The organism is Tepidiforma thermophila (genome assembly GCF_002563855.1).
In the GTDB taxonomy this organism is placed as follows: Bacteria; Chloroflexota; Dehalococcoidia; order Tepidiformales; family Tepidiformaceae; genus Tepidiforma; species Tepidiforma thermophila.
In genome coordinates, this window is the sequence record NZ_PDJQ01000001.1 from 2479871 (window position 1) to 2493312 (window position 13442).

Consider the following 13442-nt stretch of genomic DNA (forward strand, 5'->3'; position numbering starts at 1 on the left):
ACGGCAGATCACGGAAATTCACGGAACGGGGCTCGAAATGCGTGGACACCATGGGAAGCGGCTGCCTATCATGGCGCCGCCCCTGGAACCCACGACCGCAACGGCACCGAGGTAACGCGACGTGACCAACGAGCGCATCGACCAGTTTTTGAACTTTCTCGCGGTGGAGAAGAACGCCTCGCAGAACACGCTGGCGGCGTACCGGAACGACCTGCTGCAGTTCACCTCGTTCATGGAGCAGGCGTTCCCGGGGGTTGCGCCTGAGGCGATGACGAAGGACCAGCTCGTCGCGTTCGTGGAGCATCTCCGGGAGCGGAAGTACAAGGACACGACGGTGGCGCGGAAGGTCGCCTCGCTGAAGTCGTTTTTCAGCTTCCTGGTGGGGGAGGGGATTATCGAAGCGGACCCGACCGAGCAGGTGAAGTCGCCGCAGGTGGGCAAGCAGCTTCCGCGGGCGTTGACGGTGGAGGAGGTTGACGAGCTGCTGGAGCAGCCGGCGCGGCGGAATACGCCGGAGGCCCGCCGGGACAAGGCGATGCTCGAACTGGCGTATGCGACCGGCCTGCGGGTGACGGAGCTGGTATCGCTCGACGTGAACGACGTGGCCCTGGAGAGCGACCCGGTGACGGTGCGCTGCGTCGGCAAGGGCGACAAGGAGCGCGTGCTGACGCTGCCTCCGACGGCGGTGGATGAACTCCGGCAGTACATCTTCCATGTGCGGCCGCGGCTGGTGCGGAACCGGCGGGAGGCGGCGCTTTTCGTGAACCGGCGGGGCGAACGGCTGACGCGGCAGGGGTTCTGGCTGATCCTGAAGAACTACGCGAAGGAGGCGGGGCTCGATACGGCGATCACGCCGCACACGCTCCGCCACACGTATGCGACGCACATGCTCGCCGGGGGGATGCCGCTCCGGTACGTGCAGGATGCGCTGGGCCACGCGAGCATCTCGACGACGCAGATTTACACGCACCTGACCGACCAGCAGAAGCGAAAGGCGTACGACCAGGCCCACCCGCGGGCCTCGGCCTGAGCGGCGGAGCCGGGGGCCGGCTCAGGCAGCCCGGAGCACGTCGGCGAGCTCGCGGCGGCTGATGCCGAGCGAGGCGAAGAACATGGGGCTGCACTCGCCGGACTCAGCGAGGGCGATGGCGAGGCCGCGGGCCGTGATGGTCCGTTCTCCGGCGGCGCGTGCAGCGGCCGCGGCCGCGGAGATGGCGTCGCGGGCGGCGGAGCCGAAGATGACGTCGCGGTCGAGGGGGTCCTCGCCGATTCCCTGGGTGGCCACGAGGGCCTGCTGAATTGCCCCGGGCGACGGGAGGCCTACGGCGCCGGCTGCGTGGAGGCGAAGGAGGCAGGCGGCGAGCAGGTGTTCCGGTGCGACGATCGCGCAGTTCATCCGGTAGCAGAGGGCCTGGGACTCGCGGAGTGCCTGGGCGGCGTCGGGGGCGAGGGTGAGCTCTTCGGAGGTCATCGGCCGCGTTCGAGGGGCCGAGCGGCGGCCGTGGGCGCGAGGTCGAGGACCTCGAGTTCGACGCCGGTCCCGGAGAGGTCGTGCTGGAGCGAGTAGACGATATCGACTTCGTCGTCGAGTTCGGCGCCTGCCTGGCGGAAGGCGATGCCGCGCCAGGTCACCTGGCCGTCGCGGACGGCGAGGCGGAGGTGGTCGCCCGTCTGCCCGACCGGTTTGGCATCAAGGAGGCGAACTCCGCGGCTGAGGAGGACCGGCTTGCGGTTGCCGTGGCCGGTTGGTTCGAACTTCATGAGCCCCTTGACTTCCAGGCCGTCGAGAGCGGCGAGGGGCGCCTCGGCGTCGATGTCGATGACCCGGCGGGCGGGCTCGCGGCCAAGCTGGGCCGCGGCGGTGGCAGTCAGGCGTTCGCGGAGTTCGTCGAGGTGTTCGTTGCGGACGGTGAAGCCGGCGGCGGAGCGGTGGCCGCCGTGGCGTACGAGCAGGTCCTTTTCTTTGCGGATGGCGGCGACGATATCGAAGCCGGGGATGCTGCGGGCGCTGGCGCGGGATTCTTCCGGGCCGCGTGAGAGGACGACGGCAGGCCGGTTGCGGCGCTCGGCGAGGCGGGAGGCGACGAGCCCGACGATGCCGGGAGCGATCCGGTCGGTGACGACGAAGAGCAGGGGGGCATCGGCGGGACCGAGCAGCTCTTCGGCGAGCTGGGTGGCCTCTTCGGTCTGGCGCTGGCGCTCGCGGTTGAGGGCGTTCAGCTCACTGGCGAGGTCGAAGGCGCGGCGGTAGTCGCGTTCGAGGAGGAGGCGGAGGGCGATGTTGGCGTGGGCGAGGCGGCCGGCGGCGTTCATGCGGGGGCCGAGGGCGAAGCCGAGCGTTTCGGAGGTGAAGCGTTCGGGGGCCACGCCGCTGACGCGGGCGAGGGCCGCGAGGCCGGGGCGGAGGCCGCCGGTTCGCATGACCTCGAGGCCGCGGGCGACGATGCGGCGGTTTTCATCGATGAGCGGGGCGACATCGACGACGGTGCCAAGGGCGGCGAGGTCGATGAAGTCGGTGTCGTTGAAGGCGACGCCGAGATGGTCGTACAGGACTTCGAGGAAGCGGTAGGCGACGCCGCAGGCGGCGAGTTCGTCGAAGGGGTAGGGCGAATCGATCCGCTTCGGGTTGACGGCGGCGAGAGCGTCGGGGAGGACGTCGGGGACGGTGTGGTGGTCGAGGATGATGACGTCGAGGCCGAGTTCGTTGGCGTAAGCGACCTCGGCGACCGAGGAGATGCCGCAATCGGCGGTGACGAGGAGGGTGGCGCCGGCTGCAGCGAGGGAACGGATGGCGCCGAAGTTGAGGCCGTAGCCTTCGGTGAAGCGGTCGGGGATGTAGGGCAGGGTGCGTGCGCCGAGCGGGGCGAGTCCCTCGTGGAGGATAGCGATGGAGGTGACACCATCGACGTCGAAGTCGCCGTAGAGGGCGATGAGTTCGCCATCGCGGAGGGCGCGGTCGACGCGGAGGATGGCGTCGGCCATGCCGGGCAGGAGGAGGGGGTCGTGGTCGGGGAGGAGGTGGGGCCGGTAGAAGGCCTCGGCCTGCTGGCGGGTGGTGATGCCGCGGGCGGCGAGCACGGTGGCGAGGACTGGCGGGTACCGGGGAATGCCGTTCTGGTGGGCGTAGGGGTCGCGGAGCCGCCAGCGGGGAGGCAGGGCGCCGACGAGCTGGGTCATGGCGCGGCCCGGTAGGTGCGGAAGATGAGGCTGGAGTTGTGGCCGCCGAAGCCGAGCGAGTTGGTCATGACCGCTTCGAGGCGGGCCGGGCGGGCGACGTTGGGGACGTAGTCGAGGTCGCAGTCCGGGTCGGGGACCTCGTAGTTGGCGGTCGGCGGGATGATCTGTTTCTGGAGGGCGAGGACGCAGATGGCTGCTTCGACGGCGCCGGCAGCGCCGAGGAGGTGGCCGGTCATGGATTTGGAGGAGCTGATGGGGAGGTCGTAGGCGTACTCGCCGAAGACGCGTTTGATGGCGAGGGTTTCGAGGCGGTCGTTGATCGGTGTGGAGGTGCCGTGGGCGTTGAGGTAATCAATCTCGTCGGGCTGGAGGCCGGCCTGGCGGAGCGCGAGCTGCATGGCGCGGGCGGCGCCTTCGCCGCGCTCATCGGGCTGGGTGATGTGGTAGGCATCGGAGGTGGCGCCGTAGCCGGCGAGTTCGGCGAGGATGGTCGCTCCCCGGGCGCGGGCGTGCTCTTCACTTTCGAGGACGAGGATGGCAGCGCCTTCGGCGAGGACGAAGCCGTCGCGGCGGGCATCGAAGGGGCGTGATGCGCGGGCAGGGTCGTCGTTAGCGGTCGTGAGCGCTTTCGATGAGGCGAAGCCGGCGACGACGATGGGGGTGATGGGTGCTTCGGTGCCGCCGGCGAGGGCGACCTCGGCGTCGCCGCGGCGGATGATGTTGGCGGCTTCGCCGATGCTGTCGGCGCCGCTGGCGCAGGCGCTGACGAGGCAGTAGTTCACACCGCGGGCGCCGATGCGGATGCTGAGCTGCCCGCTGGACATATCGGCGAGCATCATCGGCATGAGGAAGGGCGAGACGCGGCCGGGGCCCCGGGTGCGGAGCGTTTCGAACTCAGCGGAGAGGGTAGTGATGCCGCCGATGGCGGTGCCGACGATGACGGCAACTTCGGAGCCGTCGTCGGGCGCCGGGCGGAAGCCGGACTGGGCGAGCGCTTCGTCGGCGGCAACGAAGGCGAACTGCGTCGCGCGGTCCGCGCGACGGGCCTCTTTGCGGTCCATGTAGGCGGTGGGGTCGAAATCGGGGACTTCGCCGGCGACCTGGGAGTCGAAGCCGGCGGGGTCGAAGAGGGTGATGCGGCGGGTTCCGGAGCGGGCCTCGACAAGGGCGTTCCAGGTATCGCATGCGTTCTGTCCAAGCGGACTGACGATGCCGAGGCCGGTAACGACGACGCGACGGGCGGGGTTCGATGCGTGGTTCGTCACGTGTTGGTCTGAGTGTACATCAGGATTGGGTTAGGTCCCGGACGATACGGGGGAGGCGTGCTGCGATTTCGCCGGCGATGAGGCCCGCGCGCCCGTACTCGGGTTCGAGGGCTTCGGCGACGGCGGCATGGAGGTAGACGCCGAGGCGGGCGGCGGTGAAGGGGTCGGCGCCCTGGGCGAGGTAGCCGGCGATGATGCCGGCGAGGACGTCGCCGCTGCCGGCGGTGGCGAGCAGGGGGTTGGCGAACGGGCAGAGGGCGGCGCGCCCGCCCGGAGCGGCGACCACGGTATGGGCGCCCTTGAGGACCACGATGCAGCCGAAGCGGTCGGCGGCGGCGCGGGCTGCGCCGAGGCGGTCGCGCTGGACCTCGGGGACGGTGGTCCGGAGGAGGCGGGCCATTTCGCCCGGGTGCGGGGTCAGGATGGCGCGGGGGTGGAGGCGGGCAGAGGCGTCGTCCATGGCGGCCAGGGCGTTGAGCGCGTCCGCGTCGACGACGACGCCGCCGGCGCAATCAGCGGTGTCGGGAAGGGCGGCCCAGGTGAAGGCGCGGGTATCGTCGGTGAGCGAAAGGCCCGGCCCGATGACGGCTGCCCGGGCGGCGGCCCACTCCGACCGGAGCGTGATGGCGGTTTCGCCGGGGAGGGAGCCGTCGGGCCCCGGGGGCTGGGGGAGCCAGGTGGCCTCGGGGATTGCCCCGGCGAGGTCGTGCGCGAGCTCTTCGAGCGTGGCGATGGTCACGAGGCCGGCGCCGGCCCGGTAGGCGCCGGCCGCAGCGAGGGCCACGGCGCCCCGGTAGCGGCGGGAGCCGCCAACGACGAGGACGCGGCCGAAGGTGCCCTTGTTGGCATCGGCTGGCCGGGCCGGCAGGTGCTGGCGGACCCAGCGGGAGGTGATGAGTTCGAGGGGGACGGCATCGACGGCGTCTTTTGGGATGCCGATATCGATGACCTGGACGCGGCCGACGGCGTCGCTCCCGGGGAGCTGGTACATGCCAACCTTCGGCAGGCCGAAGGTGACGGTGATGTCAGGGCGGACGAGCAGCGGGTCGACGGCGCCGGTATCGCAATCGAGGCCGGTGGGGACATCGACGGCGACGATTTTGGGCGGCTGGTAGGAGGAGCGCGTTGAGGCGAGGGCCGCGAGCGCCCGGGCGATGGGGTCGGCGGGGTCGAGGGGGAGACGCTGGCCGATGCCGAGCAAGGCGTCGATGACGAGGTCGGCGGCGGCGAGCTGGGCGGCGAGCTGCTGGCCCTCGGGGTCGTCCTCGCCCATGAGGAGGGGGATTTCGCGCGCGCGGAGCTCGTCAAGGCGGGCGGTCTCGCGGTGGCCTTTGGGGAAGTAGACGGCGACGTCGGCGCCCCAGTCGTAGAGGTGGCGGGCAGCGACGAGGCCGTCGCCGCCGTTGTTTCCGGGGCCAGCGAGGACGAGGATGCGGCGGCCTTCGAGGGTGCCGAGGAGCATCCAGGATTCCTGGGCGACGGCGAGGCCGGCTTCCTCCATGAGCTGGACTTCGGAGGAGCCGGCGGCGATGGCGGCGGCCTCGAGCTGGCGCATTTCGGCGGCGGTGACGAGTTTCATCGGAGGCCTTTCTCGCGGATGAGGCGCAGGGCGGTCTCGCCGCGGCGGGGGGTGTCTTCGGCCTCGGAGAGGTCGCGCTCGCCGACAACGGAGGCCATCGCGAGGTCGGCGAGGTGGGTCATGGAGACTTCGAGCCCGCGGAGGCCAATCTCCTCGGCGCGCTTTGCGCCGCGGCCGTAGAGGAAGACGAGTGGCTTGCCGCGCCGGTTGGGGAGGATTTCGATGTCCTTCCAGCCGACGCCGCGGATGCCGGTGCCGAGCGCCTTCATGACGGCTTCCTTGGCGGCGAAGCGGACGGCGAGCTCGGGGATGCGGCCGCGGCAGTGGGCGAGCTCATCGGGGGTGTAAACGCGGTTGAGGAAGCGGTCGCCGTGGCGTGCGATGACGTCGGCGATGCGGTGCGTTTCGATGACGTCGATGCCGTGGGCGAACTTGCGCGGGCGGTGCGCGGGCATGTCGTCGGGCATGGGCGACCCCGGGGGCAGGATGATGCTGGCTGGCAGGCTGGTGCGGATCGTACGCGAGCAGCGCCGATTGCGCGCCGGCCAGCGGATGCAGGCCGGGGATTTTGGCCCGGAGCGGGGTTCCCCGATACGCTACGCGCATGCCAGCAAAGCTGATTGACGGGGCTGCGATTGCGGCCGAGATCCGGGCGGAGGTCGCGCGGGAGGCCGCGGCGCTGCGGGAGGCGGGGGTGACGCCGGGGCTGGCGGCGATCATTGTCGGGGATAACGCGGCTTCGATTAGTTATGTCTCCATGAAGACGAAGGCGTGCGCCGAGGCGGGCATCTTCTCGGAGACCTTCCGGCTGCCGGCGACAGCAACGCAGGACGAGGTGATTGCGCTGGTCCGGCAGCTGAACGCCGACCCGCGGTTCCACGCAATCCTGCCGCAGCTGCCGCTGCCGCCGCAGGTGAACGAACTCGCGGTTATCGACGCGCTCGACCCGGCGAAGGACGCTGACGGGCTCCACCCGGTCAACCTCGGGAAGCTGCTGCGGGGGGAGCTGGACGGGGCGATCCCGTGCACGCCGCACGGGGTGGTGGAGCTCTTGCTCCGGACGGGGAACGACCCGGCCGGGAAGCACGTCGTGGTGGTGGGGCGGAGCACGCTGGTGGGCCGGCCGCTGGCGGTGCTGCTATCGAACAAGGCGCGGGGCGGCAACGCGACGGTGACGATCTGCCACACGGCGACGCCGGACCTCGCCGAGCACACGCGACGGGCCGACATCGTGGTGGTGGCGGCGGGGCGGGCCGGCACGCTGACGAAGGAGATGGTGAAGCCGGGCGCGGTGGTGATCGACGTGGGAGTGAACCGGGTGGATGCGCCGGACCGCCCGAGCGGGTACCGGCTGGTCGGGGATGCGACGCTGGACGTGCGCGAGGTGGCCTCGTGGGTGACGCCCTACACCGGCGGCGTCGGGCCGATGACGGTGGCGATGCTGCTGGTCAACACGGTCAAGGCGGCCCGGCGGGCGCTGGAGGGCCGGGGATGACGCCGCCGGAACGGGTGGCGCAAGCGCTGGCAGCCCTGGGCCTCCCCGCGGAGGTGCGCACCTTCGAGCAAAGCACGGCAACGGCCGGGGAGGCTGCCGCGGCAGTGGGCTGTGCCCCGGGGCAGATCGTTAAGACGCTGTTCTTCCTGGCCGATGGGCGGCCGACGATGGTGCTCATGGCGGGCGACCGGCAGGTCGACACGGCGGCGCTGGCGGAGATCCTGGGCGTGAGCCGGAAGCGGCTGAAGATGGGCACCGCGGAGGAGGTGCGGGAGTATACGGGCTACGAGGTGGGCGGGGTTGCGCCGGTCGGCTGGCCTCGGCCGGCGGATGTGGTCATCGACGACTCGCTGCGGCGGTTCGAGACAGTTTGGGCGGCTGCCGGTGCACCGAACGCGGTGTTCGCGGCGCCCCTCGCGGCGTTGGCGGCAGCGATCGGCGGGCAGTGGGCGGCGATTGCGAAGGAGCGGGCGTGAGCGCGGAGCCGGGGCCGCGCGGCGGGACGCTGCGCGCACTGGTCGCGGCGATGCGGCCGTACCAGTGGCCGAAGAATGCGGTGGTGTTTGCGGCGTTCGTGTTCAGCGCGGGGGAGGCCTGGACGCCGGGCGACCCGGGGACGTGGTGGCCGCTGCTGTGGCGGTCGATGGTGGTGTTTGGGCTGTGGTGCCTGGCGGCTTCGGCGACGTACCTGGTGAACGACGTGCGCGACCGGGAAGCGGACCGGCTGCACCCGCGGAAACGGTACCGCCCGATTGCGCAGGGGGCGCTTTCCCCGCGCCTTGCGGTCGGTGCGGCGGTTGTGCTGGGCGCGGCGGGCGTTGCGGGGGCCACCGTCGTCGACGCCATGGCGGGGCTGGTGCTGGCCGGATACCTGGCGGCGATGACGTTCTACTCGCTGGGGCTGAAGCGGGTGGCGATCCTCGACATCCTGCTGCTCAGTGCGGGGGTCGTGGGGCGGGCGGTGAGCGGCGCGGCGGCGATCGAGGTGGACATCAGCCCGTGGCTGTACGTGTGTTCGAGCTTCGCGGCGTTCTTCTTTGCGACGACGAAGCGGTGGGCGGAGTTCCGGCAGCTGGGGGCCGAAGCGGCGCGGCACCGGCCATCGCTGGCGGCCTACAACGCGGAGGTGCTGGAGCTGATGCTGGGGGTGAGCGCTGCCGGGGCGCTGCTCAGCTACTCGCTCTACACGATTGAATCGGCGCGGGTGCCGGAGGATGGTTCGATGGCGCTGACGATCCCGTTCGTGGTGTTCGCCCTGTTCCGGTTCCTGCTGCTGATGAGCGGGCCGCGGCAGGCGGATGCGCCGGACCGGGTGCTGTTCACGGACCCGCAGCTGCTGCTGGCGGTAGCGGGCTTTACGGCCACGGCGTTCGCGGTGCTGCTGGCGCACGGGTAGGATCGGCGCCGAGGGAGGCGCGATGGCAGGCTATTCGCCGCTGGTGCGCGAGCACTTCGAGCACCCGCGCAACGCGGGGGTCCTCGACGACCCCGACGGCATCGGGGAGCGGTCGAACCCGGTGTGCGGCGACCGGATGACGGTGATGATCCGCGTTGCGGACGGACGGGTGACGGAGGTGCGCTGGCAGACGCGCGGCTGCCCGGCGGCGATTGCGACGAGTTCGTTCGCGAGCGAGCTGGTGCGCGGCTGGACTCTGGCGCAGGTGCGGGAACTGACGCGGGAGGCGATTGCGGAGGCGATGGGCGGGCTCCCGCGCGACAAGGTGCACTGCAGCGTGCTGGCGGCCGATGCGCTGAAGGCGGCGGTCGCGGATTTCGAGCGGCGGCAGGCCGCGGGCAGCTGAGGAGACGCAGCCGCCTCAGCGGCACCCCGATCGTTCCCGGCGGTTCAACGTCACGTTCACCGGCCGGCCCCCTGTGACGGCCGAATTCCCCAGTGGGCCCATCTCGCAAGTGCGGGCCCGGGGGACGACATGGCTGCTGGGGTTCGACGTTCCACACTTCCGCTGGCGGCGGCGCTGCTCGGCGCGCTGCTGGCGGGGCTTTCGATGACGGTGAGCGCCGGGCAACGGGCGGACGCGCTGACCAACTGTTCGGTGACGCACGATGCGCTGGACAGCGAGGAGCAGGCGTTCCTCGCGCTGATCAACCAGTACCGTGCGCAAAACGGGCTGGGGCCGCTGACGATTTCGACCAACCTGAACCGGGCTGCGGCGTGGATGGTCGAGGACATGGCGACGAAGGGGTACTTCTCGCACACGGACAGTCTCGGGCGGTCGCCGTACCAGCGGGCGATCGACTGCGGGTATCCGTCGGGGGCGGGGGAGAACCTTGCGGCGGGGTCGAGCTGGTCGACGGCGCAGGCGGCATTCGAGGCGTGGCGGAATTCGCCGGGGCACAACCAGAACATGCTGACGTCGTTCTACCAGCAGATCGGGATTGCGCGGTACTACCGGGCGGGCTCGCCGTACGGGTGGTACTGGGCAACGAATTTCGGGGCGACAAACGACGGCACGGGCGGCGGCGGGGCGGGCCAGCCGACCGCCACGCCCACGAACACGCCGACGGCGACCCCGACGAGCACGAGTACGCCCACGCCTACGAACACCCCGGCGACGCCGTCGCCATCTCCGTCGCCGACGAGCACGCCGACGCCGCTGCCGCCAACGGCCACGCCGACGCCCCCGGGCGGGACGGGCGGAGGCGGGCAGTGGCAGCCGACGGCGACTCCGACGATGCCGCCGCTGCCGCCGACGGCCACGCCGACGCCGCGGCAGGCGAGCCCGACACCGACAGTCACGCCGACCCGCGAGGCGACGGCAACGCCGACGCCGACCCCGCGGCAGGGGAACGGGGGCGCGCCCTCGCTGCCGCTTTCGCCGGGGGCAAACCTGATCGCGTGGCCGGGGAGCCCGGTTTCGCCGGCGGAGGTGTTCGGGTCGAACAGCCAGGTCGCGGTGGTGTACGAATGGGACCCGGCAACGGGCACGTGGAAGCGGTATCTGCCGGGGATGCCGGCCTACCTGAACACGCTGGGGCAGCTTCGCCCGGGCGCCGCGTACTGGGTCATTGCGAAGGGCCAGGCGCAGGTAGCCGTGCGGTAGGCGACAGTCAGCGGCCGGCGACGGTCATTTCGCGGATGCGGAGCGTGGGGGCAGCGGCTGAGCCGAACCAGGCGAGGTCGCTGCCCACGGCGTCGATATCGGCCAGCATGGACGCCAGATTGCCGGAGATGTTGACCTCGGTGACGGGGTAGGCGAGCTGACCGTTTTCGATCCAGAATCCGGCGGCCCCGCGGGAGTAGTCGCCAGTGGCGGGGTTGAACCCGGCGCCCATCAGGGCAGTGACGTAGAGCCCCTCCGGGATGCCGGCGAGGATTTCGGCAGGGGTGAGCGTGCCGGGCTGGAGCACGAGGTTTGAGGCCGAGGGCGACGGCGCGGATTCGAGACTGCGGGACGCGCTGCCGGTGGTGGCCCGCCCGAGGCGGCGGGCGGTGTAGCAGTCGAAGAGAAATCCGCGGAAGGTCCCGGACTCGACGAGGACGTTGCGGCGGCTGGCGACGCCTTCGCCGTCGAACGGGCGGGTTCCGAAGCGGCCCGGGAGGAGCGGGTCATCGACGATGGTGACAAGGGTGGAGGCGAGCGGCTGGCCTTCGCGCCCGGCGAGGAAGGTGGCGCCGCGGTAGAGGGCATCGCCGGTGGCGCAGCCGGCGAGGTGGCGGAGGAGCGAGACGGCCATCATCGGCTCGAAGACGACGGGAACGCGGGTGGTCGCCGGTTTCCTGGCCCCGAGCTGGTCGACGGCGCGGCGGGCGGCGGTCCGCCCGACCTCCTCGGGGTCACCGAGGCGGGAGAGGGAGCGCTCGGCGGAGAACCAGTAACCGTTGCGCTTCTTGCCTTCGGCGTCGTCGGCGATGGCCTCGACCGCGAGAGAGATGGAGGTGGCCGGGTAGCTCCCTTCGAAGCCGAGGGAGTTGACGAGCGCGACCTCACCGACGTGGGTGGAGAGGGTGGCGCCGTCGGTGTTGGTGATGCGGGGGTCGGCGGCGAGTGCGGCGGACTCGGCGGCCAGGGCGAGGCGGATTTTCTCGTCGGCGGAGAGGGCTTCGATGCGCTCATCGTAGAGGCCGAGGGCGGCGGCATCGGCCGGGCGGCCGAAGAGGGAGGGGTCGGGCAGGCCGGCGAACTCGTCGGGGGCGCTGATGGCGGCGAGTTCGACGGTTTCGGCAGCGAACTGCTCGAGGGCCGCGGGGGAGAGGTCGGAGGTGGAGCAGACGGCGGTGCGGCCGCCGATGATGACGCGCAGGCCGAGCCCGAGTGAGCCGGCCTCGATGAGCTTCTCGACCTCGCCGAGGCGGACGGCGACGGTGCTTTCGCTGCCGGCGACGACGATGGCGTCGCACTGCTCGGCGCCGGCCCGGCGGGCGAGCTGGACGGCGCGGCGCGCAAGGTCGAGCGCGGAGATGCCTTCAGCGGCGCGGGCGGTCACAGCCTGGTGCCCCCGACGGTGATGCCGGAGACGAGGACCGTCGGCATGCCGACGCCGACGGGGACCGACTGGCCATCCTTGCCGCAGGTCCAGCGGCCGTCGGAGAGGCGATAGTCGTTGGCGACGCGGGTGACTTTGGAGAGGACATCGGGGCCGTTGCCGATCAGCATGACGTTTTTGAGCGGGGTAGTGATGCGGCCGTTTTCAATCAGGTAGGCCTCGGTGACGGAGAAGACGAAGTCGCCGTTGGAGATATTGACCTGTCCGCCGGAGTAGGAGACGGCGTAGATGCCGCGGTCGACGCTGCGGATGATGTCTTCGGGGGTATCCTCGCCGGGGAGCATGAAGGTGTTGGTCATGCGGGGCATGATGTAATCCTTGAAGCTCTGCCGGCGGCCGGAGCCGGATGGCGCGACGCGGAAGTGGCGGGCGGAGATTTCGTCGTGGAGGTAGCCGCGGAGGATGCCGTTCTCGATGAGGACGTTGCGAGTGGTGGGGTTGCCTTCGTCGTCGACGTTGATGGAGCCGCGCGAGGCGGCGATGGTGCCGTCATCGACGACGGTGACGAGCGGGCTGGCGACGGGCTGGCCGATGCGGCCGGTGTAGTTGCTGGTGCCTTTGCGGTTGAAATCGGCTTCGAGGCCGTGGCCGACGGCTTCGTGGAGGAGGACGCCGCTATCACCGGCGGCGAGGACGACGGGAAGCGTGCCGGCGGGGGCCTCGGCGGCGTCCTGCTGGAGGACGGCCTGCCGGGCCGCCTCGCGGGCGAGGGCTTCGGGGGTGGTGACCTGCTCGAAGTATTCGATGCCCATGCGGCCGCCGCCGCCCTGGCGGGCGACCTGGCGGCTTTCTCCGCGCTGGGAAAGGGCGGAGACGTTGAAGCGGATGAGCGGCTGGACGTCGCCGACGATTTTGCCGTCGCTGCGGGCGATAAGGATGTACTTCAGCTCGTCGCCGATGGACGCGTCGAGGCGGACGATGCTGGGGTCGTAGCTGCGGGCTGCGCGGTCGGCACGCTCGAGGAGGGCGACCTTGGCGGCGGCCGGTTCGGCGACGAGGGGATGGTCGAACTCGTAGTAGCTGGTGCCGACCAGGAAGGGGGTGGCGTCGATGGGCGGCGGGGTGCGCTCGCCGGCGCAAATGCGGGCCGCGGTCTCTGCGGCACGGCGCATGGCTTCGAATTCGAAGGATTCGGTATAGGCGTAGCCGATGGCGTCGCCGCGGACGACGCGGATGCCGACGCCCTGCGAGACGGTGCGAGTAGCGCTCTTGACCTGCTGGTCTTCCCAGGTGATGGCGCTGTTGGTGCGGTGTTCGAAGTACAGCTCGGCGAAGTCGCCGCCACGGGAGAGCGCGACGGAGAGGAGCGAGGAGGTGACTGCGGGGTCGATTGCGAAGCGCTCGCGGAAGAACTGGAGCGCAGCTGCGGCGGGGTCGGGCATCTGGGGAACTCCCGGTGTGATGGTTCGATCGTAGCAGG

The 13442-nt window shown here is 71.0% G+C and carries 13 protein-coding genes; 6 read left to right on the top strand and 7 right to left on the bottom strand.

Translation table 11 applies throughout. The features are described 5' to 3' along the window. The first annotated feature begins 121 nt into the window (after positions 1-121). Positions 122-1030 carry a site-specific tyrosine recombinase XerD gene (gene xerD / locus A9A59_RS12050; RefSeq protein WP_181950233.1) on the top strand — a complete coding sequence of 303 codons (909 nt, stop codon included), beginning with the start codon at positions 122-124 and terminating at the stop codon, positions 1028-1030. Between the two features lie 21 nt (positions 1031-1051). Here xerD and A9A59_RS12055 read toward each other — a convergent pair whose 3' ends face one another. Genes A9A59_RS12055 through acpS form a run of 5 tightly spaced genes read right to left on the bottom strand, consistent with a single transcriptional unit; the run spans position 1052 to position 6488 of the window. Continuing rightward, entirely contained in the window at positions 1052-1471 is a 420-nt protein-coding gene (locus A9A59_RS12055) for a hypothetical protein (protein ID WP_098504501.1), read from the bottom strand. Further along, positions 1468-3177 (bottom strand): single-stranded-DNA-specific exonuclease RecJ, encoded by a 1710-nt coding sequence (recJ, locus tag A9A59_RS12060; RefSeq protein WP_098504502.1) that lies wholly within the window; start codon positions 3175-3177, stop codon positions 1468-1470. The genes A9A59_RS12055 and recJ overlap by 4 nt, the downstream gene beginning before the upstream one ends. Beyond that, the gene (fabF, locus tag A9A59_RS12065; RefSeq protein ID WP_098504503.1) at positions 3174-4442 is read right to left on the bottom strand and encodes a beta-ketoacyl-ACP synthase II; all 1269 of its coding nucleotides are present in this window, start codon (positions 4440-4442) and stop codon (positions 3174-3176) included. Before fabF ends, recJ begins: the two co-directional genes overlap by 4 nt. Positions 4443-4461: 19 nt before the next feature. Then, positions 4462-6021: an NAD(P)H-hydrate dehydratase gene (locus A9A59_RS12070; protein ID WP_098504504.1), complete on the bottom strand. Its 1560-nt coding sequence runs from the start codon at positions 6019-6021 to the stop codon at positions 4462-4464. After that, entirely contained in the window at positions 6018-6488 is a 471-nt protein-coding gene (gene acpS, locus A9A59_RS12075; protein ID WP_278286901.1) for a holo-ACP synthase, read from the bottom strand. The genes A9A59_RS12070 and acpS overlap by 4 nt, the downstream gene beginning before the upstream one ends. 137 nt (positions 6489-6625) lie before the next feature. On the opposite strand from acpS, the gene A9A59_RS12080 reads away from it, so the two are divergent. From A9A59_RS12080 to A9A59_RS12100, 5 genes are all read left to right on the top strand, one after another. Next, positions 6626-7516 carry a bifunctional 5,10-methylenetetrahydrofolate dehydrogenase/5,10-methenyltetrahydrofolate cyclohydrolase gene (locus A9A59_RS12080; RefSeq protein ID WP_098504505.1) on the top strand — a complete coding sequence of 297 codons (891 nt, stop codon included), beginning with the start codon at positions 6626-6628 and terminating at the stop codon, positions 7514-7516. Beyond that, positions 7513-7992, top strand: a complete 480-nt coding sequence (locus tag A9A59_RS12085; RefSeq protein WP_098504506.1) for a YbaK/EbsC family protein — start codon at positions 7513-7515, stop codon at positions 7990-7992. Before A9A59_RS12080 ends, A9A59_RS12085 begins: the two co-directional genes overlap by 4 nt. Further along, a complete protein-coding gene (locus A9A59_RS12090) occupies positions 7989-8912 on the top strand; it encodes a decaprenyl-phosphate phosphoribosyltransferase (RefSeq protein WP_133117615.1) in 924 nt (307 codons plus the stop codon). Before A9A59_RS12085 ends, A9A59_RS12090 begins: the two co-directional genes overlap by 4 nt. A gap of 22 nt (positions 8913-8934) precedes the next feature. After that, complete coding sequence (locus A9A59_RS12095; RefSeq protein WP_098504508.1) at positions 8935-9318, top strand: iron-sulfur cluster assembly scaffold protein; 384 nt, start codon at positions 8935-8937, stop codon at positions 9316-9318. A 129-nt stretch (positions 9319-9447) separates the two neighbouring features. Continuing rightward, positions 9448-10578, top strand: coding sequence for a CAP domain-containing protein (locus tag A9A59_RS12100; RefSeq protein ID WP_098504509.1), 1131 nt, complete (start codon positions 9448-9450; stop codon positions 10576-10578). A gap of 7 nt (positions 10579-10585) precedes the next feature. Here A9A59_RS12100 and A9A59_RS12105 read toward each other — a convergent pair whose 3' ends face one another. Further along, complete coding sequence (locus A9A59_RS12105) at positions 10586-11962, bottom strand: TldD/PmbA family protein (protein ID WP_278286902.1); 1377 nt, start codon at positions 11960-11962, stop codon at positions 10586-10588. Beyond that, the gene (locus A9A59_RS12110) at positions 11959-13404 is read right to left on the bottom strand and encodes a TldD/PmbA family protein (RefSeq protein WP_098504510.1); all 1446 of its coding nucleotides are present in this window, start codon (positions 13402-13404) and stop codon (positions 11959-11961) included. Before A9A59_RS12110 ends, A9A59_RS12105 begins: the two co-directional genes overlap by 4 nt. Between the last annotated feature and the right edge of the window lie 38 nt (positions 13405-13442).